Genomic DNA, 24134 nt, shown 5'->3' with positions numbered 1-24134 from the left:
GATAAGGGCGCGTTGCGCGATGAAGTTTGGACTGCGACTCCGGGGGGGCTTGCTCGCGACCCTGATCTTGTTCGGCGCGCCGGTGGTTGCCCCGGTTGGGGCTGTTTTCGTGTCTTCGTCTGCGCTCGCTCAGACCGTTCAGTCGATTTCCGTCGAAGGGAATCGCCGCGTCGAGGTGGAGACGATCCGCTCCTATTTCAAGCCGGGTCCCGGCGGCCGGCTGGATCAGGCCGCCATCGACGACGGCCTCAAGGCGTTGATCGAGACCGGCCTGTTCCAGGACGTCAGGATCAACCGCGGTTCCGGCGGCCAGCTCATCGTCTCCGTGGTGGAAAACCCGGTGATCGGCCGTATCGCCTTCGAGGGCAACAAGAAGATCAAGGACGAGCAGCTCACTGCTGAAGTCCAGTCCAAGGCCCGCGGCACCTTCTCCCGCGCCATGGTGCAGTCGGACACGCTCCGTATCGCCGAAATCTATCGCCGCTCCGGCCGCTACGACGTGCGCGTCACGCCCGAGATCATCGAGCAGCCGAACAACCGCGTCGACCTGATCTTCACGGTCGAGGAGGGCGTCAAGACCGGCGTCCGGTCGATCGAGTTCGTCGGCAACAATGCCTTCTCGTCCTACCGCCTCCGCGACGTGATCAAGACGCGCGAGACGAATCTGCTGAGCTTCCTCGGCAGCGGTGACGTCTACGATCCCGACCGCGTCGAAGCCGATCGCGATCTGATCCGCCGATTCTACCTCAAGAACGGCTTCGCCGACGTGCAGGTCGTGGCGGCGCTGACCGAATACGATCCGGAGAAGAAGGGCTTCAACGTCACCTTCAAGATCGAGGAAGGTCAGCAATACCGCGTCGGCGCGGTGGATTTCCGCAGCAGCATTCCGAACTTCGATCCGAGCTCGATGCGCGCCTATTCGCGCCTCAATGTCGGCTCGCTCTACAACGTCGAATTGGTCGAGAAGTCGGTCGAGGAGATGCAGATCGAAGCCTCCCGCCGCGGCTATGCCTTTGCCGTGGTCCGGCCCGGCGGCGATCGCAACTTCGAAGCGCACACCGTGTCCGTCGTGTTCAACATCGACGAGGGCCCGCGCACTTATATCGAGCGCATCAACCTGCGCGGCAACACCCGCACGCGCGACTACGTGATCCGCCGCGAGTTCGACATCTCGGAAGGCGACGCCTACAACCGCGCGCTGGTCGACCGTGCCGAGCGGCGCCTGAAGAACCTCGACTATTTCAAGAGCGTGAAGATCACGACCGAGCCGGGCTCGTCGAGTGACCGCGTCATCCTGATCGTCGACATGGAAGAAAAGTCGACCGGCGACTTCTCGGTCTCGGGCGGTTACTCCACCACCGACGGCGCGCTGGCCGAAGTCTCGATCTCCGAGCGCAACCTGCTTGGTCGCGGCCTGTTCGCCAAGGCTGCGGTGACCTATGGCCAGTATGCGCGCGGCTACTCGCTGTCGTTCGTCGAGCCGTACCTGCTCGACTACCGCGTCGCGCTCGGCCTCGACCTCTATCAGCGTGAGCAGAAGTCCAACAGCTACATCTCCTACGGCACCAAGACGCTCGGCTTCTCGCCGCGCCTCGGCTTCTCCTTGCGTGAAGATCTCTCGCTCCAGGTGCGCTACTCGATCTATCGGCAGGAAATCACCCTGCCGGGTTACCTGGCGAACTGTAACAACGTGGTTGGTTCGGCGGCCTTCAATCCCAGCCCGGCCTTCTCTGCTGCCACCGGTATACCTCTGGATCCGTCCACCAACGGCCTCGGCTGCTACAACGATGGCGAAGCCTCGCTGCCGGTGCGCAAGGAGCTCGCCAACGGCAAGACGCTGACTTCGGCGCTCGGCTACACGCTGACCTACAACACGCTGGACAACAACAAGAACCCGACCGACGGCCTGCTCGTCGACTTCCGGCAGGACTTCGCCGGCGTCGGCGGCGACGTCTCCTATCTGAAGTCGGTCGTCGATGCGAAGTACTACACTCCGCTCGTGTCCGACATCGTCGGCCTCGTCCGCTTGCAAGGCGGCATGCTGAACAAGATCGGCACCGATCTGCGCATGCTCGACCACTTCCAGATGGGCCCGAACCTCGTCCGCGGCTTCGCCCCGAACGGCATCGGTCCGCGCGACTTGAACCCGTTCGGCACGCAGGATGCGCTCGGTGGCACCCAGTATTGGGGTGCTTCGTTCGAATTGCAGATGCCGTTCTGGTTCCTGCCCAAGGAAGTGGGTCTGAAGGGCGCCGTCTATGCCGACGCCGGCGGCCTCTACGACTACAAGGGACCGACGAGCTGGACCACCACCAACGAGGTCAATGCGCCGGGATGTATCCCGTCGAGCATCAATCCCTCGAGCACGGGGACCTGCACCGGTCTCGTCTATGACGACAGCAAGGTCGTTCGCTCGTCGGTCGGTGTCGGCGTGATCTGGCAGTCGCCGTTCGGACCGCTGCGCTTCGACTACGCCGTGCCGCTCAGCAAGGGCAAGTACGACCGCACGCAGGAATTCCGGTTCGGCGGCGGCACCACGTTCTAATTCGATCAGCACGGCACGATCCGGATCACCGGAACCGGTATCGGAAAGGGATCGTGCCGATCCAGGACATGAGGCATGATGCGGCCTGACCGCTTCATGCCGAAGCCGGACCGCGACGGGGTGGAATGGCGCAGCCGATCTTCTTCACAAAGCCGCCTGCCGCAGCGTTGGCCGACATTGCCACGCTGACAAAGGCGCAGCTGGTCGACCCCGCGAGGGGCGGCCACGTCATCACGGGCCTTGCTTCGCTCGACGAAGCTGGCCCGATGCATCTGGCGTTCTTCGACAACCTCAAATACGCCGATCAGCTCAGGGCGACCAAGGCAGGGGCCTGTCTGGTCAGTCCGCGCTTCGAGGCCGAGGTGCCCGAACATGTGGCCGTGCTGCGGGTGGCGCAGCCATTCCGCGCCTTTGTCCGGATCGCGCGGGAATGGCACGCCGACGCGCTGCGGCCGCAATCCTGGGTCGGCAACGACGGTATCGCGCCATCGGCCATCATCGATCCCACGGCCCGGCTCGAGGACGGCGTGGTCGTCGACCCCCTGGCCGTGATCGGCCCGGACGTCGAGATCGGCAGTGGCACTGTGATTGGCGTCGGGGCGGTGATCGGTCCCGGCGTCAAGATCGGCCGGGATTGCAATGTCGGCGCCCGGACCGCTATCCAGTGCGCCCTGATCGGCAACAACGTGCTGATCCATCCCGGCTGCTCGATCGGCCAGGACGGCTACGGCTTCATCTTCTTCGGCCCCGAGGGCCATCTGAAGGTGCCGCAGACCGGGCGCGTGCTGATCCAGAACGACGTCGAGGTCGGGGCCAACACCACGATCGACCGCGGGTCCTTGCGTGACACCGTGATCGGCGAGGGGACCAAAATCGACAATCAGGTCCAGATCGGCCACAATGTGACGATCGGCCGGCACTGCCTGCTCGCGGCCCAGATCGGGCTCGCCGGCAGCCTGACCATCGGCGACAACGTGGCGCTCGGAGCGAAGGTTGGCATCAACAATCACCTCAAGATCGGCGACGGGGCGCAGGTGACGGCGATGAGCGCGGTCAAGGACGACATCCCGCCGGGCGGCCGCTGGGGCGGGCACTTCGCCAAGCCGACCAAGCAATGGTTCAAGGAGATCATCGCGGTGGAGCGGCTGGTACGCGACAGCAAGGCCGATCCGAAGGACGAGGGACGGGAATGACGGCGGAATCACCTGTTAAGTTCGAGCTGGTGGACATCAACGCGATCCTCCAGACACTGCCGCACCGCTTTCCGATGCTGCTGATCGACCGCGTGATCAACATCCGCGCCGATTACAGCGGCATCGGCATCAAGAACGTCACCTTCAACGAGCCGGCGTTCCAGGGACATTTCCCCGAGCGTCCGGTTTATCCCGGTGTCATGATGATCGAGGCGATGGCGCAGACCGCGGGCGTGATCGGCATCAAGTCGGTCGAGGGCACCGAGAAGCCGCGGGCGGTCTATTTCCTCACCATCGACAAGTGCAAGTTTCGCAAGCCGGTGCTGCCGGGCGATACGATCGAGTATCACATGCGCTCGCTCGGCCGCCGCAAGACCATGTGGTGGTTTCACGGCGATGCAAAGGTCAACGGTCAGGTCGTTGCCGAAGCCGACGTCGGCGCCATGTTGACCGATTGAGCGGCACTGGGCTCAGGTGCAATCGTAGCGGCTGCCGGCCGCCTCCCGCCTGATAGTCCGGTTGAAGAACTGGCCCATGGAGGGCGCGACGAGGAGGCGTTCGACCGTATCGGCCGTCACGCCGCAATAGCGGTGATAGGCGCCGTTGCTCGCGACGATCAGGTCCTGCTGCGCGCGATCGTAACAGACCCGCTGAAGCACCGTGCTGCGGGTGATGTCCCGGCACTCGAATGTCCGGAGATCGACCAGGCGGTGTTCGCCGGTCTCGACCGCCTCCGACACGATCGGAGTATCCGCGAGCTGCGCCAGCAGAAGGATCAGGGCCCTGACCACGATCGTTGAAGCTCCGCATGAACCTGACGACGGGACGGGAAGGCCGCCTCATCCGGCACTTGAAACACGGCGAGATGATACGTCACTGGACAGATCGGGCATAGTCGCGCTAACCAGCCGAAAACCGAGCGACTTCAATACATAACCCGACCTTCTTGACGAGTAAGATTGGCTTGATGAGCAAGATTGATCCCACCGCGCGGATCGCGGACGGCGCCGTGATCGGCGAGGGCACCGAGATCGGACCCTATTGCATCATCGGCCCGAACGTCGTCATCGGCGCGAACTGCAAGCTGATCGGGCATGTGCACATCACGGCGCAAACCACGATCGGCGACGACTGCACCATCTATCCGTTCGCTTCGCTGGGCACGCCGCCGCAATCGCTCAGCTATCGTGGCGAGCTGACGCAGCTCAGGATCGGCGCGGGCTGTACCATCCGCGAATCCGTCACCATGAACGCGGGTACCGTCGCTGGCGGGGGCGTCACCTCGGTTGGCGACCGCGGCTATTTCATGAACTGCAGCCACGTCGGCCACGACTGCCATCTCGGCAACGACGTGATCTTCGCGACCTCGGCAACGCTCGGCGGCCATTGCGAGATCGGCGACTTCGTCTTCATCGGCGGGCTGTCCGCCGTGCATCAGTTCACCCGTATCGGACCGCAGGTCATGGTCGGCGGCGTGTGTGGCGTGCGCGACGACATCATTCCATTCGGTCTCGTCAACGGCCAATATGCCGTGCTCGAAGGCCTCAATCTGATCGGCATGAAGCGTCGCAAGTTCACCAAGCAGCGGCTTGCCACCGTGCGTGCGTTCTACCAGAAGCTATTCCATGGCGCCGGCACCTTCGCCGAGCGGCTGGAGGCGGCGCGGCCGCTCGCGGGCGAGGACCCCGCGATCGCCGAAATTCTCGACTTCATCGGCAAGGGCAAGCGCCCGCTCTGTCTTCCCGCCATCGCGAAGTGATCTTGAAATGATCTTGGAGTGATCTTGGGATGGCCGCGGGCACGACATCGGCGGCTTTGCAGGTTTCGTCACCGGTCGGCATCGTCGCCGGGGGCGGAGCCATGCCGTTCGCGGTCGCCGAGTCGCTCGCCGCGCACGGCATCACGCCGGTGCTGTTTCCGCTGCGCGGCGCCTGCGATCCCCAGCGGGTGGAGAAGTACCGGCATCGCTGGATCTCCGTCGGCCAGCTCGGACGCGCGATGCGGCTGTTCCGCGAGGAGGGCTGCCGCGACCTGATCTTCATCGGCACGTTGGTGCGGCCTTCGCTGTCCGAGATCCGGTTCGACTTCACGACGCTGCGCCTGCTCGGCAACGTCATCCGCGCCTTCCGTGGCGGCGACGATCATTTGCTGTCGGGTGTGGGCCGCATCCTCGAGCAGGACGGCTTCCGGATGGTCGGCATCAAGGACGTCGCGCCGGATCTCCTGATGCCCGAGGGCTGCATCAGCCGCGCCTGGCCGAGCGATGCCAGCAAGGCCGACATCGCGCGCGGCCGGGCGGTGCTGACCGCGCTCGGCCCGTTCGACATCGGCCAGGCCGTGGTCGTGATCGATGGCCACGTGGTGGCGGTCGAGGACATCGAGGGCACCGACGCGCTGCTCGCCCGCGTCGCGAGGCTGCGCGAGGAGGGCCGCATCCGCGCCGCCACCGGACGCGGTGTGCTGGTGAAGGCGCCGAAGAGCGGCCAGGACCTGCGCTTCGACCTGCCGACGATCGGTCCGCGCACCATCGAGGGCGTCGCGGCTGCCGGCCTTGCCGGCATCGCCGTCATCGCGGGCAACACCATCGCCGCCGAGCCGCAGACGATGATCGCGCTTGCCGATGCCAAATATCTCTTCGTCATCGGCCTGCCCGCGTGATGTCGCGTGATCCCAAGCGGAAGATCTTCCTGATCGCGACGGAGGAGTCCGGCGACAGGCTCGGCAGCGCCTTGATGAAGGTGCTGCGCCAGCGCCTCGGCGACGGCGTGCAGTTCGTCGGCGTCGGCGGCCGCACTATGGCGCGCGAGGGCCTGGAATCGCTGTTTCCGATCGAGGAGCTCTCGATCGTCGGGTTTGCCGCGGTGGTGCAGCAATTGCCGAAGATCCTGCGGCTGATCCGGCAGACCGCCGACGCAGTGACCGAGGCCGCGCCCGACGTGCTCGTCATCATCGACAGCCCCGACTTCACCCATCGCGTCGCCCGCCGCGTGCGCGCGCGCAATCCCGCGATCCCGATCGTCGACTACGTCTCGCCGCAGCTCTGGGCATGGCGGCCAGGACGGGCGCGGACCATGCTCGGCTATGTCGACCACGTGCTCGGCCTGCTGCCGTTCGAGCCCGAGGAATACCGCAAGCTCGGCGGCCCGCCCTGCAGCTATGTCGGCCATCCCCTGATTGAGCAATTGGGCTCGCTGCGGCCGAGTGCGGAGGAGCAGGCGTGCCGCGACAGTGAGCCGCCGGTGCTGCTGGTGCTGCCCGGCAGCCGCCGCAGCGAGGTCAGGCATCATCTCGACGTGTTCGGCGCAACGCTCGGTCGCTTAAGGGGTGAGGGCTGTGCGTTCGAACTGATGCTGCCGACCATGCCGCATCTCGAAGCCACCATCCGCGAAGGCATCGCGAGCTGGCCGGTCAAGCCTCAGATCGTGATCGGCGAGAACGAGCGGCGTGCGGCCTTCCGCATCGCTCACGCCGCGCTGGCGAAATCCGGCACGGTGACGCTCGAGCTCGCGCTGTCGGGCATTCCGATGGTGACGGCCTATCGCGTCGGCGCGATCGAGGCGTTCATCCTGCGACGCGCGATCCGTGTCTCCTCGGTGATCCTTGCCAATCTCGTGATCGGCAAGGATGTCATTCCCGAGTATTTGCAGGAGGAATGCACGCCGGAGAAGCTGGCGCCGGCGCTTCGGGACGTGCTGACGGAGTCTCCGCTGCGCCGGCAGCAGGTCGAGGCCTTCGCCAGGCTCGATCAGATCATGTCGACCGGCAACACATCGCCGAGCGTGCTCGCCGCCGACATCGTGCTCGCAACGATGCGCCAGGGTCGGCGAACGAGCCAGGGTGTTTCATAGAAGTCTGCTTGAGCCGCCCCCTCCAAAGCGTGAGCTGCCCTCCAAAGAGCAGACGCCAAGAAACGCAACAGCGAAGGCGTGAGTTACGCTAAAGCGACGTGGATCACTCCTGTTGCGAAGGCAGACTAAAGTGAAACGCCGCCCCCTGTGGTTCATTGGCACCAGTCCAAAGTCGTCCTCCGTGCGCCTCGATGATCGATTGGCAAATCGACAAGCCCATGCCGGTTCCGTCCGGCTTGGTGGTGTAGAAGGGCTCGAACAGGCGGTCAACGATTGCGACGTCAAGTCCAGGTCCGGTATCCCGTACGGCGACAACAACGAGATTTGAAGCATCTGCAGCCGTGCTGATCCGCAGCTCTCGTCCGCCAACGTCGACACAGTTCATTGCCTCGATCGCGTTGAGGATCAAATTGAGAACCACCTGTTGCAGCTGAACGCGATAGCCCTTCACGAGCGGCAAGCCCGGAGCGAGGTCGGTCTGGATCGAGACATCATGTTTGAGCAGCTCGCTACGGGCGATGGTGATCACGTCCAGGATTGCACCATTGACATCGACGCTCTCCTTCGGCGCCGGAGCTTTCTTGATCAAGGAACGGATCCAACTGATGATCTCGCCGCCTCGCTTGGCTTCTGTGACGATGGATACGAGCGCCTGCTGTGCCTTTTCGAAATTCGGAGATTGTGTTCCTAGCCAGTTCAGTGCGGCCTCTGCGTTGCAGAGCACCGCGGTGATTGGTTGGCTTAGTTCGTGTGTCACCGAAGCCGTGACCTGGCCCATTGCCGCCGCGCGATTGGCGTGTGTTAGTTCAGCTTGCATCTCGCGGAACGTCTCGGCGGTTCGCTTCCGTTCGGTGATGTCGCGGCTCAGACAAATGATTCGTGACTGTCCGACTTCGCAGAACTCGCGCATACGAACTTCGACGGGAAACACAGTGCCATCCTTTCGGCAATAGCGCCTCTCGAGCGTGGCGATGCCGCCGGCCTTGAGACGCTCGCGGTTGCGACGCCAAGTCGCTTCATCCATCTCCAGATCGAACAAGGCCGCAGTTGCCCCAACCAGTTCGGTCCGGCTGTAGCCGAGACTTTCGCAGGCATTCCGATTCACATCGAGAACGTGACCATCTTCACTGTGCAGCATGAACGTATCGGTCGCGTGGTCCACGAAGGTACGGAAACGGGCCTCGCTCTCGATCAGCGCCTGTTCGGCGCGCTTGCGCTCCGTGATGTGGCGCCCCACACCTCGGTAACCCACGAAGTTCCCTGTCTTGTCAAAGATGGGCAGCCCAGAGACGGAAATATAGCGTTTGCCGCCGTCGGGCATCGGCCGCGCGAGCTCGAAATCGCGAAACGGGAGGTGAGCGTCGAGTATCTCCCGGTGTTTGCGCCAGCCATCTGCGTCAGGTTCGAGATACGGGATCTCCCATCGTGTCCTGCCGATCTCGGAGACCGGCGGCTCGGGAAGCGTCTCGGCGAACTCTTGGCGGATGAAGCGATGCTCCGCGTCCGTTTCCCAGTACACATCGAAGGAGAATTGCACCAGCGTGCGAAAGCGCTCCTCGCTCTCGCGCAGTGCCTCCTCGGGGCGCTTGCACTCATTCGAATCGAGGGCGACCGACGGCACTTCAATCGCATGTTGCATGATCATCTCTTGCTCACGCGTGATGGATCAATCGACAGATTTCTCGTGCCGGATCGCGTCCCCCCGGAGCCGATCAAGATCGATCGGGAATATGCCTTTGGCGACTATACTCCCGTATACAGGGCTTCTCTATAGCGACGTGGCTGTGACGACCCCGAGCCGAAACAACGCGAGCTAAAACCCGGTTCCATCAACGTATGCGTGTGAGGTGGGCCCTGTTTCTGTCTCGCGGGTGGCCGACGCTTATTTGCAAAGTAACGACGCGGCCGACATGGACGGGAGGGCAAGGACGTTCGTGGTGAGCTCTTAACCAGTGTTTCTGACCGCCTCAGCCAGAATGGCGTAAAGCTGCTGCCGGCTGAATTCCTTTGGCAGCTCCCTCTCTGCTGTACTCGGCGACACCCTCCGCGCGATGGGACGGGCGCAGGCGGCCGACGACGGCCTCAGCTTCGGGGCCGGCCTTATCTGGGGCTGCGCTGTGGGCGGCTTGTGGCCGCGCTTCAGGCCCAGACGGTTCAGCATACCGCATACCGCGTTACGACTGCAGCCGAGATGGCGCGCAATCTGCGCCGCGCTCTGCCCCGCGGACCAGAGCCTTTTGAGAAGCGCTATGTCTTTCGCATCCCAGCCCATCAGAGATAGTATAACGGCGACTGCCAGACACCGGCTAGTCTAGTCTTCGTCCGGCTCGCGCACGACCGCCGGTTCGTCGGCATCATCTTGCTCATCCTCGTCTTCGTCCTCCTCGTCTTCATCCTCCTCGTCTTCATCGGGGTCCCTGGGTGGCATCACGATGCGCATCCGCATGAGCAGTTTCCTGGCTGTGGTGGAAAATGCTTCGGAGGTGTGTTGCTTCATGGCATTGTGCTCCTCGAAAATTAGCGCAGTCGCCAGATTCTTGGCCGGCATATGCCGGTGCCGGGGCGCGACCGCCGCAAACGCGATGCAGGTCGGGTAGACTGCACGATCAGCGGGCGGCGGGCCATGCAACAGGCAGCGTTTTCGGCTACTTGATGCCCGAGGACCCATTGGGCTCTATGTTCACCAAAACCTCGCCGGCAGCGATTTCAGGAACTCCAAGTTCGAGGTCCGGTAGACTGGCTTGAACAAATGCCAGTATCTTGGCGTTCGCTGCGTTGGCGCTTTCGCGGTCGTCAAATATCATCACCGCGATACCGACACCGTCGCCCGCATCCAGCACATGGTAAGATTTGAATCCCTGCGATTGTCTTAGGATCTCACCAACGCCGCTCTTGGCGCGACGAGCGGCGTCCGCGACCGAACGAACCTTGCTGTACTTGCGAATGACCATGTACATGGGGCCACCACGCGCCATACGCTCCTGCGCATCAAAGCATTTCGGTCCCGCTCGGACTAGTGCCAACTTCCGGGATGGGCCACAGCGTCCGGCTGGCGGACCGCAACGCGCCTGTCCAATGAGCCGTCCTCGCCCGAAGCGGCGAGGTGCTGAGGCTCAGGAGCCCTCGAACTTGAACGATACGTTGAGCTTGGCGCGATAGGCCTCAACTTTTCCCTTGTCATCCAGTTGCATATCGAGCTTGACGACTTCTGCAATGCGGAGATCTCGGAGAGATTTAGCAGCTTGCTCGACTGCGTTAGCGGCCGCCTTCTCCCATGAGTCGCTGCTAGTACCGACCAGTTCAATGACCTTGTAGACGCTATCGGGCATGTTCGTCCTCCTAATCGGTAGGAGCAGGAAGTCTAGCACTGAGATCTCGACGCTGATACATCTCGGGGATGCCGCGGAAAGGGTCCGATTGGCTGTCACTTTCCTGTTCGACCCAAAGAAGAACTCGGGTCGTCCTGTCGGAGATTATGTTCGCATTTTCAGCCCGGACGAACGCGGACAGGTATCTTCTTCGCGCTCTCCGGCTTCCGAGTATAATTTGCGCGCCTAAGTCGTCATTGCCGCCAAGGTTCCGATCCATGAAGCGATGGCACCGCGTAAGCATCAGTAGCTTGGTGATTGCCCTGAGTCTGGTGTGTGCCGGAGCCCTGGTGGTCAATCAATCGCACGTGCCATCAGAAGCCATAGCCTCATCGGTCACACGTACTCCGGAGCTTATTGAGCGTGCGTGGCACCTGCCCGTGGCAGCAACATTTGAAGGACACGTTGATTGGCAGTCAAATGGCTCTCGCTGCGGACCTGCCGCTGTTGCAAATGCGTATCGGTCCCTTGGCGAGGCGGCAAGGACGGAAGGCAAGGTGTTGGCCGGGACGTGGAGTTGCTGGACAGGCGTATGCATCATGGGGCTCACGCTTGACGAACTGGCCAACATCGCCCAGTCCAACACCAGCCGGAAAGTTACTGTCTTGCGCGATCTCAGCGAAAATGAGTTTCTGGAGCATCTCCGTCGCTCCAACGATCCGCGGCGACGCTACATCGTGAATTTCGATCGCGCTCATATTTTTGGTGCTGGTAGTGGACACCATTCCCCAATTGGGGGCTATTTCGAAGCCGAAGACCTCGTTTTCGTGCTCGATGTCAATTTCGATTTCCAGCCGTGGCTAGTCGAACGGAAGCGGCTGTTCGACGCTGTAAATACGTTTGACGGCGATAAGAAGAGGGGACTGCTGTTCATAGAGTAACATCCCGCTCCAGGTCGCACCGTGGCCCTTAGCCGGATAATTTGAGGCAGCTTGGATGTCGGCTATCGGCGGTGGACAGAACGCGGAGGCCGTCCTTGCCTCGACTGGCGCTTGTGCGCCCTATGACGGCCCGCACTTGCCCCCGGGGTCTCGCTCCACGCGTACACTGAGCGCGACATACTGACCCCGGGAGGACATTTGGGCGGCAACCAGGCGGACGACCCGCTAACCCGGGACCGCATGCGACCCGTGAATTGGCCACTTCCGGCGCCCGCGCAACTCGCCGTAGACGCAGAGCAGGCCGAGTGTTCTATTTCGGAGTGCCGGTCTGGCTACCCGAACCCGTGGTCTGCTCACTTCCCGGTCGGCCCGGAGGATGCGCCGAAGCGGCCGGCTTGTCTTGATCGGCCACGTATCCGGACTCTCCGGAGTTGCGGGTCTTGATCCCTTTGTCCGCATCGCGCTGCATCTGCTCGTTGGGCTGGCCAGCCTTGAGCTCCCGGTCCACGTCGCGCTTCATCTCCTCCTTGGTTTGCTCACTGGGTGCGGCCTTTTGCTGTTGGGCCGTTGCTTGGAAGCTCATTGCGCTTCCGGCAACTACAATCAATGCGAGAATTGCTGTTCGCATGCTTCTCCTCCACGGCTTGCTCCGGCCCCTAAACGCGCGAACCTCCCAAGGTTTCCTAGTTCCAATCACTATTGTCGAACGTCACGTAGGGCTAAGCAAAGGGCACTCGAACGGTCTTATGCGCACCGGCCTAGGCGAGTCCGCCATCAACCCTGAAACACTGGCTGGTGATGCGCTGGCTTTCGTCGGAGGCGAGGAACAGTGCCATATTGGCAATGTCTTCGGGCGTTACCGCATCGGGCACCGCCTGGCGCGAGCGTATCTCGGCGATGACCCGATCGTCCGGATACCACAGCCTGCGCTGGCGCTCGGTGATGACCATGCCCGGCGCGATCGCGTTGACGCGAATGCGGTCGGGACCGACGGAGCGCGCCAGCGAGTTGGTGAAGCCGACGATCGCCGCTTTCGCCGCGGCGTAGACCGGCAGTGCCGGCGCGCCGCGCATCCAGGCGATCGACGACATGTTGATGATCGAGCCGCCGCCGCGCGCCTGCATCTGTGGCACCACCGCTTGCGCCGCGAAGAAGACGTGCTTGAGATTGACGCCGATCATCCAGTCGAACTCGGACGGCGTGACCTCGGCGAGAGCCTGGCGCTGATCGTTGGCGGCGTTGTTGACGAGAACGGCGGCGTCGCCAAGCGAGCGGCGGGCTTCTGCCATCGCGCTGCGCAGGGCATCGATGTCGAGGAGATCGCAGGGCACGAACAGCGGCGCAGGCCCGGACGAGGCCGCTATTTCCCGCACCAGGGCTTCGCCGGCGTCCTTATCGATGTCGAAGAAGGCGACCCGGGCGCCTTGGCCCGCGAAGGCCCGGACGAAGGCGGCGCCGATGCCGCTGGCGCCTCCGGTGATCAGCACCACGCTGCCGGCTAGGCTGGAATAGGTCGTCTTCGTCATGCGATCAGGCGCTCCGTCTCGGGGTCGAACAGGCAAATGCGGCGGGTGTCGAGCGCGAAGGCGGCGGACGTGCCGGGCGCGGGGCGGATATCCGGCGAGACTCGTGCCATCGCGGGCTCGCCGCCGAGCCGCAGGAGCACCATCGTCTCGGCGCCGGTGGGCTCGACCAGCTCCACCGGCGCCTCGACGAGGACAGGCGCTTCGCTGGAAAACGTGCGGCTCCCCTCAGCGATGCATTCCGGCCTGATTCCGAACACCACCTTGCGCCCGACAAAGGGTGCTGCGGCGTCATATCCCCTCAGGCGCAGACGAAGCTCGTCGGGCCGTCCCGCGCCGATCACGACGACCGGACCGTCATTTTCGGCCTCGAGCCGCGCCGGCATGGTGTTCATCGGCGGCGAGCCCATGAAGCGTGCGACGAACAGATTGGCGGGATAGCGGTACACGGTGTCGGGATCGGCGAATTGCTGCACGCTGCCCTGATGCATCACGGCGATCCGCGTCGCCATCGTCATCGCCTCGATCTGGTCGTGGGTGACGTAGACGATGGTGGCGCCGATGCGCTGGTGCAGGCGCTTGATCTCCATCCGCATCTCGACGCGCAGCTTGGCATCGAGATTGGAGAGCGGTTCGTCGAACAGGAAGAGCAGGGGATTGCGCACCAGCGCGCGTCCCATCGCCACTCGCTGGCGCTGGCCGCCGGACAATTGCGAGGGCTTGCGGCCGAGCAGCGGCTCGATCTGGAGCAGTTTTGCGACGTGGCCGACCGCAGCGTCCTGCTCGGCTTTGGGAACGTGACGGCATTCCATGCCGAAGGTGATGTTCTGGCGCACGGTCATCGAGGGATAGAGCGCGTAGGACTGGAACACCATGGCGATGTCGCGGTCCTTCGGCGCGACGTCATTGACCACGCGGCCGCCGATTTCGATCGTTCCCGCGCTCGGGCGGTCGAGCCCGGCGACGATGTTGAGCAGGGTGGACTTGCCGCAGCCGGACGGGCCGACCAGCACGGTGAACTCGCCGCTCTCGATGTCGAGCGCGATGTCCTTCAGCACCTCCAGATTGGCGTAACGCTTGGACAGGGCGCGAATGCTCAGTGCTGCCATGACAACTCCATCATTTCACGGCCCCGGCAGTCAGGCCGCGGACGAAGTACTTGCCGCCGAGCAGGTAGATCAACAGCGTGGGCAGCGCGGCGATGATCACCGCTGCGCTCTGCACGCCATGCTGCGGGATATCCGCGACGGCGGCGGACAGCGCGATAAGCGCTGCGGTGACGGGCTGCTGCTGGCCGGTGGTGAACGTCACGCCATAGAGGAACTCGTTCCAGATATGGGTGAACTGCCAGATCACCGTGACGATCAGGATGGGACCTGAGAGCGGCAGGATGATGCGCCAGAAGATGCGGAAGAAGCCGGCGCCGTCGATGCGGGCGGCCCTGATCAGTTCATGGGGAATGGCGACATAATAATTCCGGCAGAACAGCGTGGTGAATGAGAGCCCCTGAATGGTGTGAATCAGCACGAGGCCGGTCAGCGTGTTGATGAGGCCGATGTCCCGCAGCACGATGGTCCAGGGCAACAGGCGCATCTGCTGGGGGAGGAACAGGCCAAGCGTCACGATGCCATAGATCCAGTTGTCGCCTCGGAAGCGCCAGAGCGACACGGCGTAACCGGCGATTGCGCCGAGCAGGGTGGAGAAGATCGTGGCGGGAATCGTGACCAGCGCGGAGTTCAGCATGTAGGGCCGGATGCCGGCGCAGGTCTCGGCGACACAGAAGCCGCTCCAGGCTGCGGCGTAGTTGCTCCAGGACAGATGCTGCGGCCAGCCGATCATCGATCCCTGCGCGATCTCCTCGTTGGTCCGCAGCGAGTTCAGCACCACGACCACGAGCGGCGCGAGCCAGGCCGCGGCGATCAAGAAGACGGCGAGATAGATCAGGATCCGGGTCGGTGCGAAGCTGCGGTCAGGCATGGGCGCCTCGCCGTCGCTGGATGTATCGCCACGCCGCGTAGGGCAGCAGCACCGCGAGAAGAATGAGCAACATCAGCACGGCCGCCGCCGCGCCGCGGCCGAGCAGGCTGCGCTGGAACATCAGGTCGTAGACGACGAGTGCCGGCAGCTGGGTCGCGATTCCTGGTCCGCCGTTGGTGAGTGCGCGCACGAGATCGAAGGTCGAGATCGCGAACTGCAACTGGATCACCACGACGGTGACCGTGATCGGCCACAGCGACGGCAGGATGATACGCCGGTAGGTTCGGACCGGTCCCGCGCCGTCGATCTGCGCGGCCTTGATGATGTCGGGATCGACCGAGCGAAGGCCGGCAAGGAACAGCGCCATGGCAAAGCCGCAGGATTGCCAGATCGCGGCGATGACAATGGTCCAGATCGCCATGTCGCGGTCGATCAGCCAGTCGAACTTAAAAGAGGTCCAGCCGAGGTCGTGCACCAGCTTCTGGATCCCGAGACCGGGATTGAGCAGCCAGCTCCAGACCGTGCCGGTGACCACGAAGGACACCGCCAGGGGATAGAGGAAGATGGAGCGCAGCACGTTCTCGCCACGAATGCGCTGATCGAGCAGGATCGCGAGGATGAGGCCGGTCGCTGCGCTCAGCAGCACGAAAGCGCTGCCGAACAGCAGCAAATTGTCGAAGGCGATTTGCCAGTTGCGCGATGCCGTGACCGCCGTGTAGTTGCGCAAGCCGACCCAGCCCGCAACGGGAACGAGGGTGGACGGCGTGAACGAGATCCAGATCGTCCAGAGCGAAAACGAGACGAGGTGCGCCGCCGACAGCAGCAGCGGCACCCAGATCGTCAGATATTCGGGCAGCCGGCGCACCCATTCGGGAAGCGCCGGCCGGCCCGGTCTCATCGTGGCGGCATTGCTCAACGCGCGCCCTCGACGGCCTCGGCGAGGCGGGTGGCCGCCTGCTCCGGCTTGATCGTCTTGTTCTTCACGTACTCTGTGATTACGTCGATCATCGCCGCGGTCATTCCGTTTTCCTGCGCCATGTTGTGCGCCATGCTGAGGACGGCCTGATTGCTGGCGATGGCCTCCTTCAAGGCCTTCGAGGTTGTTCGTTGCCCCTCTGACCAGCCTTCGCCTGATAGATCGACGTCAGTGCGCACGGGGATGGAGCCGGTGATCTGCGAGTACATGGTCTGGATCGCCGGATCCATGACGAGCTGAGCCATCAGGGTCTGGCCGGCTTGCAGGTCCGCCTCCTTGCGCTGCCAGAAGATGAAGGCGTCGGCATTCAACAGGAAGACCGGCTTGCCGTTGTCGCTCGGGCCTGGCGCAATCATGAAGTCCTCGAGCTTGAAGCCGGCATTGCGCAATACGCCCTGCGCCCATCCGCCCATGATCATCATGCCCATGTCGCCGTCGATGAAGCGCTTCAGGTTGGTCGAGAAATGCTGGGCGCCGACGTTGGGGTCCATCCAGTCGGCGATCTTGCGGACCTGGGCGAACGCGGCCTTGATCTCCGGACCCTCGAGGGCCTTCTTCTCGAGATTCATGATGGCCGCGCGATAGGCGAGCGGACTGATGCCCGCGAGAGCCGCCTCGAATTTCTGTCCGTCGTCCGGGCGGGTGCCGCCATTGGCGATAGGAGAGGCGACTCCGCCCGCCTTCATCTTTTCGGCGAGGTCGTTGAAGTCGGCCCAGGTGACGGGGACCTTGTCCGCCTTCGCCTTGTCCATCGCGCGCTTGGACAGGAAGAGCATGTTGGTGCTGTAGATCTGTAGCGGCAGCGCAATCCATTTGCCGCCGGGCTTGTGCAGCTTTGCAAGGTCCGGAGCGACGACCTTCTCGTAGCCGGCGGCCGCGACGAGGGCATCGAGATTGACGGTGGGCGCAATCTTCGACCAGGCCGCAATCTCGGGCCCCTTGAGCTGCGAGCAAGCCGGCGGATCGCCGGCCATGATCTGCGCGCGCAGCTTGTTCATCATCTCGGTGGTGAAGCCGGGGACGGGCGAGTGCTGCCAAACGCCGCCCTTCTCCTCGAATTTCTTGCCGAGCGCCGTAATGGCCGCCCCGTCGCTGCCCGCCGACCATTGCGAGATCGCGGTCAGTCGCGGCTTGGCCGCGCCTTGCGCGCGGGCAAGGTGCGGAAAGGCGAGCGCGGCAGCGGAGCCAGCGAGCAGACGACGCCTTGTTGTTGTGATCGGCATGGCAGTTCCTCCCGGTGTGAAATCTTTCGCGCTTTACAGGCCGTTTGGGCTCAGCGCATGTCAGGCCGCCTCCGTCGATGCCGCGGGCATGCCGCCACGGCTGGCGAGACAAAAGGCGGCGAAGGCGAGCGCAGCCTGCGGATCGTTGCCGGTCGACGGCGGCACGAAGGCGAGGGAGACCTGCGCCAGTTTGCGTCCGCCCAGCAGGCAGGCGTCGATCCCATCGACCAGTGCTTGCCGATCCTCTTCAGCGAGAAGCGACGGCCAGCCGCTGATCGCAACGCCGCCGCACGGCTTGACGTTCAGCGTATTGCCGATCGCAAGGCCGAGCCGGAACAGCCGACGGCGCAAATCCTGCCGCACGCGCGATGAGATCGGGACCGTGTTGACCCATTCGTTGCCGAGCTGGAGCAGCTCGGTCTCGGAAACGCCGAGAAGCGCAGCCAGCGCGGGAATCGACGTATAGGCCTCGACGCAGCCGTGATGTCCGCAGCGGCAGCGCGGTCCGTCAGGCCCGAACACCATGTGGCCGAGCTCGATCGGCTGCAGAGCATCGGTCTCGGCCGGATCATCCATCCAGGCGCCGGCGACGCCGTGGCTGACGAGCACGAACAGATGCGTGTCGTTGAACGGGTAGTTTTCCGTGCGGCAGCGGTGAAAGGTGGCATGCGCGACGACCGAATTGGTGAATTCGAGCGGCACGCCGGCGAACATCTCGCCGAACATGTCGCTGATGCGAGCGACGTCGCAGGGAATGATCGGATTGGCCGATATGCTGAGACGGCCGAGGCCGGGAATCGAGACGCCGATCTGCGAGAGGGTGATCCGGCGGCGCCGCGTCCAGTCGCGCAACAACGTCATCGCTTCGCGAAATGCCCGGCCGACGGTCTCGACGTCAGGCGTCTTCGGGAGCGGCACACGCTCGGTGTAGTGCAGCTCACCCGACAGGCCGCCGACCCCGACGCTGAGCCGCTGCGTCGTCAGCTCGAAGGCTGCCAGCGCCACCGCGCCGTCCAGCGACACGAGACCGGTCGGGCCGCCGACGTAAGGGGCAGGGCGCCGCACTTCCTCGATCAGACCCTCGGCCTTCAGGTCGAGCAGGATGCGCGACAGGCTCGCTTCCGACAGACGCACGGCCTTGGCCAGCGGCGGACGAAACGAGCCGCCCGACTGAAGCAGATGAGTCAAAATGGCAGCGCGCGTCTGCCGCCGACTTCTCGGCTGCTCCGGCATTTCCATCCCTGTCGTCATTCTTACTTAGAGTAAGAATGCGCGCGGAGCATTTAGGCTGTCAAGGCGCTTGCCGCCGTGAGCATGGACTTGTTGTTGTGCGTGGCAGCACGAGGGAAAGTGCGGGCGCAAACAAAACGGCGCCATCTTGCGATGGCGCCGCTGCGAAAGGCGTGATGGCCGACGTTAGCGCTTGTCGATCGGCACGTAATCGCGCTTGGCGACGCCGGTGTAGAGCTGGCGCGGGCGGCCGATCTTCTGCTGGGGATCCTCGATCATCTCGCTCCACTGGCTGATCCAGCCGACGGTGCGGGCGACCGCGAACAGCACGGTGAACATCGAGACCGGGAAGCCCATCGCCTTCAGCGTGATGCCCGAATAGAAGTCCACGTTCGGGTAGAGCTTGCGGTCGATGAAGTACTGGTCGCTGAGCGCGATCTTCTCGAGCTCCATCGCCACCTTCAGCATCGGATCGTCGCCATGGCCGGTCTCCTTGAGCACGGCATGACACATCTTCTGCATGATCTTGGCGCGCGGATCGTAGTTCTTGTAGACCCGGTGGCCGAAGCCCATCAGGCGGACTTCGGAATTCTTGTCCTTCACCTTGGCGATGAACTCGGGGATCTTGTCGACCGTGCCGATCTGATAGAGCATGTTCAGCGCGGCTTCGTTGGCGCCGCCATGGGCCGGGCCCCAGAGGCAGGCGATGCCGGCCGCGATGCAGGCGAACGGGTTGGCGCCCGAGGAGCCGGCGATGCGCACCGTCGAGGTCGAGGCGTTCTGCTCGTGGTCGGCGTGCAGGATGAAGATCTTCTCCAGCGCGTCGGCGAGCACCGGGCTGACCTTGTAGTCTTCGCAAGGCACCGCGAAGCACATGTTCAGGAAGTTCTCGGCAAAGCCGAGCGAGTTCTTCGGATAAACGAAGGGCTGGCCGACGGTGTATTTGTAGGCCATCGCAGCCAGCGTCGGGATCTTCGCGATCATGCGCATCGAGGCGATCATGCGCTGCTTCGGATCGTTGATGTCGGTGCTATCGTGATAGAACGCGGCCAGCGCGCCGACGGCCGCGACCATGATCGCCATCGGATGGGCGTCGCGGCGGAAGCCCTGGAAGAAACGGGCCATCTGCTCGTGCACCATCGTGTGATGGGTCACGCGGTAGTCGAAATCCTTCTTCTGCGCGGCGGTCGGCAGGTTGCCGTAGAGCAGGAGGTAGCAGGTCTCCAGGAAGTCGCCATGCTCGGCGAGCTGCTCGATCGGGTAGCCGCGGTATTCCAGCACGCCCGCGTCGCCGTCGATATAGGTGATCTTGGACTGGCAGCTCGCGGTCGAGGTAAAGCCCGGATCGTAGGTGAACAGGCCGGACTGGCCGTAGAGCTTGCCGATATCGATGACGTCAGGCCCGACGCTGCCGCTGAGGATCGGAAGATCGAAATTCTTGTTTCCGACCGTCAGCGTCGCGGTCTTTGGGCTTTCTTTTGCGTCCATCAGAGGTCCCCGATGTGTGGTGAGACGGGCCGGAGCCGGAGACCCCCAGGGCGACCATGGGGGCAGGCCGGATGTTCCAGAATGTGGGGGAGATGGGTATATTATTGCTATGTGCGCTGCAAGATCGCCGCACGCATGGTCGACTTACGTCGTAGACTGATCCCTAAGCCGGCCGAGGCTTTCCTGGCGTCCAAGCACCTCCAAAACCTCAAATATACCAGGGGACGTCGTCCGTCCGGTGAGCGCCGCCCGAAGCGGCTGGGCGACCGCGCCGAGCTTGAGACTATTTTCCTCGGCAAAGGCGCGCAGCGCGGCCTCGGTGGTGGCGCCGCTCCACGTCTCGACTTTCTCCAGCGCGGAATGTAGCTGGCCGATCAGCTTGCGGTTCTCGGGCGTCAACAGCGCCTGCGCCTTGGGATCCGGCGCCAGCGGCCGGTCGGCGAAGATGAAATGGGCGCCGTCGATCAGCTCGATCAATGTCTTGGCGCGCTCCTTGAGCGCCGGCATGGCCTTGAGCAGCTGCGCGCGCGTGGTGTCGTTTAACTTGGCCTTGATCTCGTCGCGGCTCGGCACGACGTGGTCGAGCACGTCCTCGAACATCTTCACGAGCGATTGATCGTCGGCGTGGCGGATGTAGTGGCCGTTGAGGTTTTCCAGCTTGGCGAAATCGAAGCGGGCGGCGGCGCGGCCGACGCTGCCGAGATCGAACGCGTCGATCATCTCCTCGGTCGAGAAGATCTCCTGGTCGCCGTGGCTCCAGCCGAGCCGGACCAGGTAGTTGCGCAGCGCAGCCGGCAGGTACCCCATCGCGCGGTAGGCATCGACGCCGAGCGCGCCGTGCCGCTTGGAGAGTTTCGAGCCGTCCGGGCCGTGGATCAGCGGGATATGGGACATGCTGGGCAGCTCCCAGTCCATCGCATCGTAGATCTGCTTCTGGCGGGCGGCGTTGATCAGGTGGTCGTCGCCGCGGATCACATGGGTGACGCCCATGTCGTGGTCGTCGACCACCACGGCGAGCATGTAGGTCGGGTTGCCGTCGCCGCGCAGCAGGACGAGATCGTCGAGGTTCTCGTTCTGCCAGACCACGCGGCCCTGGACCTGGTCCTCGATCACGGTCTCGCCGGTCTGCGGCGCGCGCAGGCGGATGGTGGGCTTGACGTGGCTCGGAGCCGTGGCCGCGTCGCGGTCGCGCCACATGCCGTCATAGAGGCGGGTGCGCCCCTCGCTGCGCGCCTTCTCGCGCATGGCGGCGAGCTCTTCGGCGGTGGCGTAGCAACGGTAGGCCTTGCCATCGGCGAGCAGCTGCTCGGCGACCTCGCGGTGCCGGGCGGCGCGGGCGAACTGGTAGATGACCTCGCCGTCCCAGCCGAGCTCGAGCCACTTCAACCCGTCGAGGATGGCGCCGATCGCCGCTTCCGTGGAGCGTTCCCGGTCGGTGTCCTCGATCCGCAGCAGCATCTTGCCGCCGTGCTTCTTGGCATAGAGCCAGTTGAACAGCGCCGTGCGGGCGCCCCCGATATGGAGGAAGCCGGTCGGCGAGGGAGCGAAGCGCGTGACGACGGAATCGGACATTCTTGGCAGGGCCTATGCATTGGAGGCGGTGGTGTATAGCAGGAACGGGACATAACTAAAGGGCGACGGCGGACCCGGCAGGCCTTGCTTAAGCTCTTGTAAGCTCTTGGCGCGGCCACGCGAATTTGGCAGAAGGACCGCTGATTTCCCTACAGGATTTTCGTAATGATAGAACCGGTGGCAGCTGAGGTTGGGCGCGATTTCATTCGTGACATCATCCAGGCCGACCTCGATCAGGGCAAATACAAGGAGATCGTGACCCGGTTCCCGCCGGAGCCGAACGGCTACTTGCATATCGGCCACGCCAAGTCGATCGCACTCAACTTCGGCGTCGCCCAGGAGTTTCCGGGCCGCTGCCACCTGCGCTTCGACGACACCAACCCGGTCAAGGAAGAGCAGGAATATATCGATTCAATCCAGGCCGACGTGCGCTGGCTCGGCTTTGACTGGGGCAAGAACCTGTTCTTCGCCTCGGACTATTTCGACCGCCTGTACGAATGGGCGGAGCAGCTGATCCGCGACGGCCTCGCTTATGTCGACGACCAGACCCAGGAGGAGATCCGCCTCTCGCGCGGCACGTTGACCGAGCCCGGCAAGAATTCGCCGTTCCGCGAACGCTCCGTGGAGGAGAACCTCGACCTGTTCCGCCGCATGAAGGCGGGCGAATTCCCCAACGGCGCGCGCGTGCTGCGGGCCAAGATCGACATGGCCGCGGGCAACATCAATCTGCGCGACCCAGTGCTGTACCGCATCCTGCATGCGCACCATCCGCGCACCGGCAACGCATGGTGCATCTACCCGAGCTACGACTATGCCCACGGCCAGTCGGATGCCATCGAAGGCATCACGCATTCGATCTGCACGCTGGAGTTCGAGGACCACCGACCGCTCTACGACTGGTTCATCGAGAAGCTGCCGGTGCCCTCACAGCCGCATCAGTACGAATTCGCGCGGCTGAATCTCACCTATACGCTGCTGTCCAAGCGCGTGCTGACCCAGCTCGTCCGCGACGGCCATGTCGCGGGCTGGGACGATCCGCGCATGCCGACCATGGCGGGCATGCGTCGCCGCGGCGTGCCGCCGGCTGCACTTCGCGAGTTCGTCAAGCGCATCGGCGTCGCCAAAGCCAACAGCGTGGTCGATGTCGGCATGCTGGAGTTCTGCATCCGCGAGGAGCTGAACCGCACGGCGCAGCGGCGCATGGCGGTCTTGAAGCCGCTCAAGGTGGTGATCGAGAATTATCCGGAAGGGCAGACCGAGGAGCTCGAGGCGATCAATCATCCCGACGATCCCTCGGCCGGCACGCGGAAGATCACGTTCGGCCGTGAGCTCTATATCGAGCAGGACGACTTCATGGAGAACCCGCCGAAGAAGTTCTTCCGCCTGTCGCCTGGCAACGAGGTGCGGCTGCGCTATGCCTATTTCGTCAAGTGTACCGGCGTGATCAAGAACGACAAGGGTGAGGTGGTGGAGCTGCGCTGCACCTATGATCCCGCGACCAAGGGCGGCAACGCGCCCGACGGCCGCAAGGTCAAGGCGACCATGCACTGGCTGCCGGCGGCGGCCTCCAAGCCGGCGGAGATCCGCATCTACAACCAGCTGTTCGCCAATCCGAGCCCGGATGCCTCGAACTTCGCGACCGATCTCAACCCGAACTCGCTGGAGATCCTCGCCGATGCGCGGGTCGAGGCGTCCGTTGCGGAGAGCAATTCGACCGAGCCGATGCAGTTCGAGCGCCAGGGCTATTTCGTGCGTGACAAGGACTCGACGCCCGGCAAGCCGGTGTTCTCGCGCACGATCGGTCTGCGCGACACGTTCGCGAAGGAAGTCGCCAAGGGTTGAGAAGGGCTGAGCAGGACATGAGCAGCGAGGCCGACGCCATCGTTTCCGCCATCATCGCGAAATGGTGCGCCGGCTTCGCGACGCTCGATGCGGCCGCGCTGTCCTCGCTCTATGCGAAGGACGCATTCTTCTTCGGCTCCAACCCGAAGCTCTATCGCGGCCGGGACGGCGTCGCCGAATACTTCAACGGCCTGCCGCGCTGGCGCAGGCCAAGCGCCGCGTTCTCCGATGTGCACGCCGCGCAGGCCGGCCCTGATCTGATCAACATGGCCGCGAAGATCACGTTCGATCTCGCGGGCGAGCGGGATGATCTCGTCGTCAAGATGAGCTGGGTCATCATCCGCGAGGACGGCGGCTGGAAGATCGTCAATCACCACGCCTCGTCGCAGGCGCCGCTGATCTAGCAACGGGCGCCAGCCCGGAGAAAGTAGGGCGGTCTTTGCCTGTTCCCGATCCGTACCGCTATTC

At 63.7% G+C, this 24134-nt stretch carries 24 protein-coding genes; 9 read left to right on the top strand and 15 right to left on the bottom strand.

All coding sequences use genetic code 11. The features are described from left to right. Positions 1-19 precede the first annotated feature (19 nt). From bamA to fabZ, 3 genes are all read left to right on the top strand, one after another. Entirely contained in the window at positions 20-2545 is a 2526-nt protein-coding gene (gene bamA / locus GA0061099_RS19635; protein ID WP_036010019.1) for an outer membrane protein assembly factor BamA, read from the top strand. Between the two features lie 125 nt (positions 2546-2670). After that, positions 2671-3738 (top strand): UDP-3-O-(3-hydroxymyristoyl)glucosamine N-acyltransferase, encoded by a 1068-nt coding sequence (gene lpxD, locus GA0061099_RS19630; protein ID WP_036010017.1) that lies wholly within the window; start codon positions 2671-2673, stop codon positions 3736-3738. After that, on the top strand, positions 3735-4196 hold the full coding sequence (gene fabZ, locus GA0061099_RS19625) for a 3-hydroxyacyl-ACP dehydratase FabZ (RefSeq protein WP_036010015.1): 462 nt from the start codon (positions 3735-3737) through the stop codon (positions 4194-4196). The genes lpxD and fabZ overlap by 4 nt, the downstream gene beginning before the upstream one ends. Positions 4197-4208: 12 nt before the next feature. Here fabZ and GA0061099_RS19620 read toward each other — a convergent pair whose 3' ends face one another. Next, positions 4209-4529: a KTSC domain-containing protein gene (locus GA0061099_RS19620; RefSeq protein ID WP_036025241.1), complete on the bottom strand. Its 321-nt coding sequence runs from the start codon at positions 4527-4529 to the stop codon at positions 4209-4211. Between the two features lie 176 nt (positions 4530-4705). Between GA0061099_RS19620 and lpxA the strand changes: the two genes are divergently transcribed. From lpxA to lpxB, 3 genes are read left to right on the top strand one after another with little or no spacing between them, the layout of a single operon-like run. Next, complete coding sequence (lpxA, locus tag GA0061099_RS19615) at positions 4706-5497, top strand: acyl-ACP--UDP-N-acetylglucosamine O-acyltransferase (RefSeq protein ID WP_036025239.1); 792 nt, start codon at positions 4706-4708, stop codon at positions 5495-5497. A 29-nt stretch (positions 5498-5526) separates the two neighbouring features. Next, positions 5527-6396 (top strand): LpxI family protein, encoded by an 870-nt coding sequence (locus GA0061099_RS19610; RefSeq protein WP_036025237.1) that lies wholly within the window; start codon positions 5527-5529, stop codon positions 6394-6396. After that, a complete protein-coding gene (gene lpxB / locus GA0061099_RS19605) occupies positions 6396-7586 on the top strand; it encodes a lipid-A-disaccharide synthase (protein WP_036025236.1) in 1191 nt (396 codons plus the stop codon). The genes GA0061099_RS19610 and lpxB overlap by 1 nt, the downstream gene beginning before the upstream one ends. Positions 7587-7689: 103 nt before the next feature. Here the strand turns inward: lpxB and GA0061099_RS19600 are convergent, their stop codons facing one another. From GA0061099_RS19600 to GA0061099_RS19580, 5 genes are all read right to left on the bottom strand, one after another. Next, positions 7690-9225 carry a PAS domain-containing sensor histidine kinase gene (locus tag GA0061099_RS19600; protein WP_158644882.1) on the bottom strand — a complete coding sequence of 512 codons (1536 nt, stop codon included), beginning with the start codon at positions 9223-9225 and terminating at the stop codon, positions 7690-7692. A gap of 306 nt (positions 9226-9531) precedes the next feature. Further along, positions 9532-9858: a GcrA family cell cycle regulator gene (locus GA0061099_RS19595; protein WP_036010004.1), complete on the bottom strand. Its 327-nt coding sequence runs from the start codon at positions 9856-9858 to the stop codon at positions 9532-9534. Positions 9859-9897: 39 nt separating this feature from the next. After that, complete coding sequence (locus GA0061099_RS41850; RefSeq protein WP_036025247.1) at positions 9898-10083, bottom strand: hypothetical protein; 186 nt, start codon at positions 10081-10083, stop codon at positions 9898-9900. 148 nt (positions 10084-10231) lie between these two features. Then, the gene (locus GA0061099_RS19585) at positions 10232-10543 is read right to left on the bottom strand and encodes a hypothetical protein (protein WP_036009997.1); all 312 of its coding nucleotides are present in this window, start codon (positions 10541-10543) and stop codon (positions 10232-10234) included. A 156-nt stretch (positions 10544-10699) separates the two neighbouring features. Beyond that, on the bottom strand, positions 10700-10915 hold the full coding sequence (locus GA0061099_RS19580) for a dodecin family protein (protein ID WP_035699963.1): 216 nt from the start codon (positions 10913-10915) through the stop codon (positions 10700-10702). Positions 10916-11172: 257 nt separating this feature from the next. Here GA0061099_RS19580 and GA0061099_RS19575 point away from each other — a divergent pair, with 257 nt between their 5' ends. Continuing rightward, positions 11173-11835, top strand: a complete 663-nt coding sequence (locus tag GA0061099_RS19575; protein ID WP_074447994.1) for a phytochelatin synthase family protein — start codon at positions 11173-11175, stop codon at positions 11833-11835. 310 nt (positions 11836-12145) lie between these two features. On the opposite strand, the gene GA0061099_RS19570 is transcribed toward GA0061099_RS19575, so the two are convergent. From GA0061099_RS19570 to gltX, 9 genes are all read right to left on the bottom strand, one after another. Then, complete coding sequence (locus GA0061099_RS19570; protein WP_141697647.1) at positions 12146-12463, bottom strand: hypothetical protein; 318 nt, start codon at positions 12461-12463, stop codon at positions 12146-12148. 130 nt (positions 12464-12593) lie between these two features. After that, positions 12594-13361: an SDR family NAD(P)-dependent oxidoreductase gene (locus GA0061099_RS19565; RefSeq protein ID WP_036025234.1), complete on the bottom strand. Its 768-nt coding sequence runs from the start codon at positions 13359-13361 to the stop codon at positions 12594-12596. Beyond that, complete coding sequence (locus GA0061099_RS19560; protein ID WP_074447993.1) at positions 13358-14467, bottom strand: ABC transporter ATP-binding protein; 1110 nt, start codon at positions 14465-14467, stop codon at positions 13358-13360. The genes GA0061099_RS19565 and GA0061099_RS19560 overlap by 4 nt, the downstream gene beginning before the upstream one ends. 10 nt (positions 14468-14477) lie before the next feature. Continuing rightward, on the bottom strand, positions 14478-15335 hold the full coding sequence (locus tag GA0061099_RS19555) for a carbohydrate ABC transporter permease (protein ID WP_036025225.1): 858 nt from the start codon (positions 15333-15335) through the stop codon (positions 14478-14480). Next, a complete protein-coding gene (locus GA0061099_RS19550; RefSeq protein ID WP_085972169.1) occupies positions 15328-16233 on the bottom strand; it encodes a carbohydrate ABC transporter permease in 906 nt (301 codons plus the stop codon). The genes GA0061099_RS19555 and GA0061099_RS19550 overlap by 8 nt, the downstream gene beginning before the upstream one ends. 14 nt (positions 16234-16247) lie before the next feature. Beyond that, positions 16248-17534 carry an ABC transporter substrate-binding protein gene (locus GA0061099_RS19545; protein WP_036025220.1) on the bottom strand — a complete coding sequence of 429 codons (1287 nt, stop codon included), beginning with the start codon at positions 17532-17534 and terminating at the stop codon, positions 16248-16250. Between the two features lie 60 nt (positions 17535-17594). After that, positions 17595-18773 (bottom strand): ROK family transcriptional regulator, encoded by a 1179-nt coding sequence (locus tag GA0061099_RS19540; protein ID WP_193375100.1) that lies wholly within the window; start codon positions 18771-18773, stop codon positions 17595-17597. A gap of 177 nt (positions 18774-18950) precedes the next feature. Continuing rightward, complete coding sequence (gene gltA, locus GA0061099_RS19535; protein ID WP_036009984.1) at positions 18951-20252, bottom strand: citrate synthase; 1302 nt, start codon at positions 20250-20252, stop codon at positions 18951-18953. 144 nt (positions 20253-20396) lie between these two features. Then, on the bottom strand, positions 20397-21824 hold the full coding sequence (gene gltX, locus GA0061099_RS19530) for a glutamate--tRNA ligase (protein WP_036025218.1): 1428 nt from the start codon (positions 21822-21824) through the stop codon (positions 20397-20399). Positions 21825-21989: 165 nt separating this feature from the next. On the opposite strand from gltX, the gene GA0061099_RS19525 reads away from it, so the two are divergent. Then, complete coding sequence (locus tag GA0061099_RS19525; RefSeq protein ID WP_036025217.1) at positions 21990-23666, top strand: glutamine--tRNA ligase/YqeY domain fusion protein; 1677 nt, start codon at positions 21990-21992, stop codon at positions 23664-23666. Between the two features lie 17 nt (positions 23667-23683). Beyond that, the gene (locus GA0061099_RS19520; protein ID WP_036025215.1) at positions 23684-24070 is read left to right on the top strand and encodes an SgcJ/EcaC family oxidoreductase; all 387 of its coding nucleotides are present in this window, start codon (positions 23684-23686) and stop codon (positions 24068-24070) included. The last annotated feature ends 64 nt before the right edge of the window (positions 24071-24134 follow it).

This window comes from Bradyrhizobium yuanmingense (assembly GCF_900094575.1).
Lineage (GTDB): Bacteria > Pseudomonadota > Alphaproteobacteria > Rhizobiales > Xanthobacteraceae > Bradyrhizobium > Bradyrhizobium yuanmingense.
The sequence above is the reverse complement of the archived record's forward strand: the minus strand, read 5'-3'. Positions and strand labels throughout refer to the sequence as shown.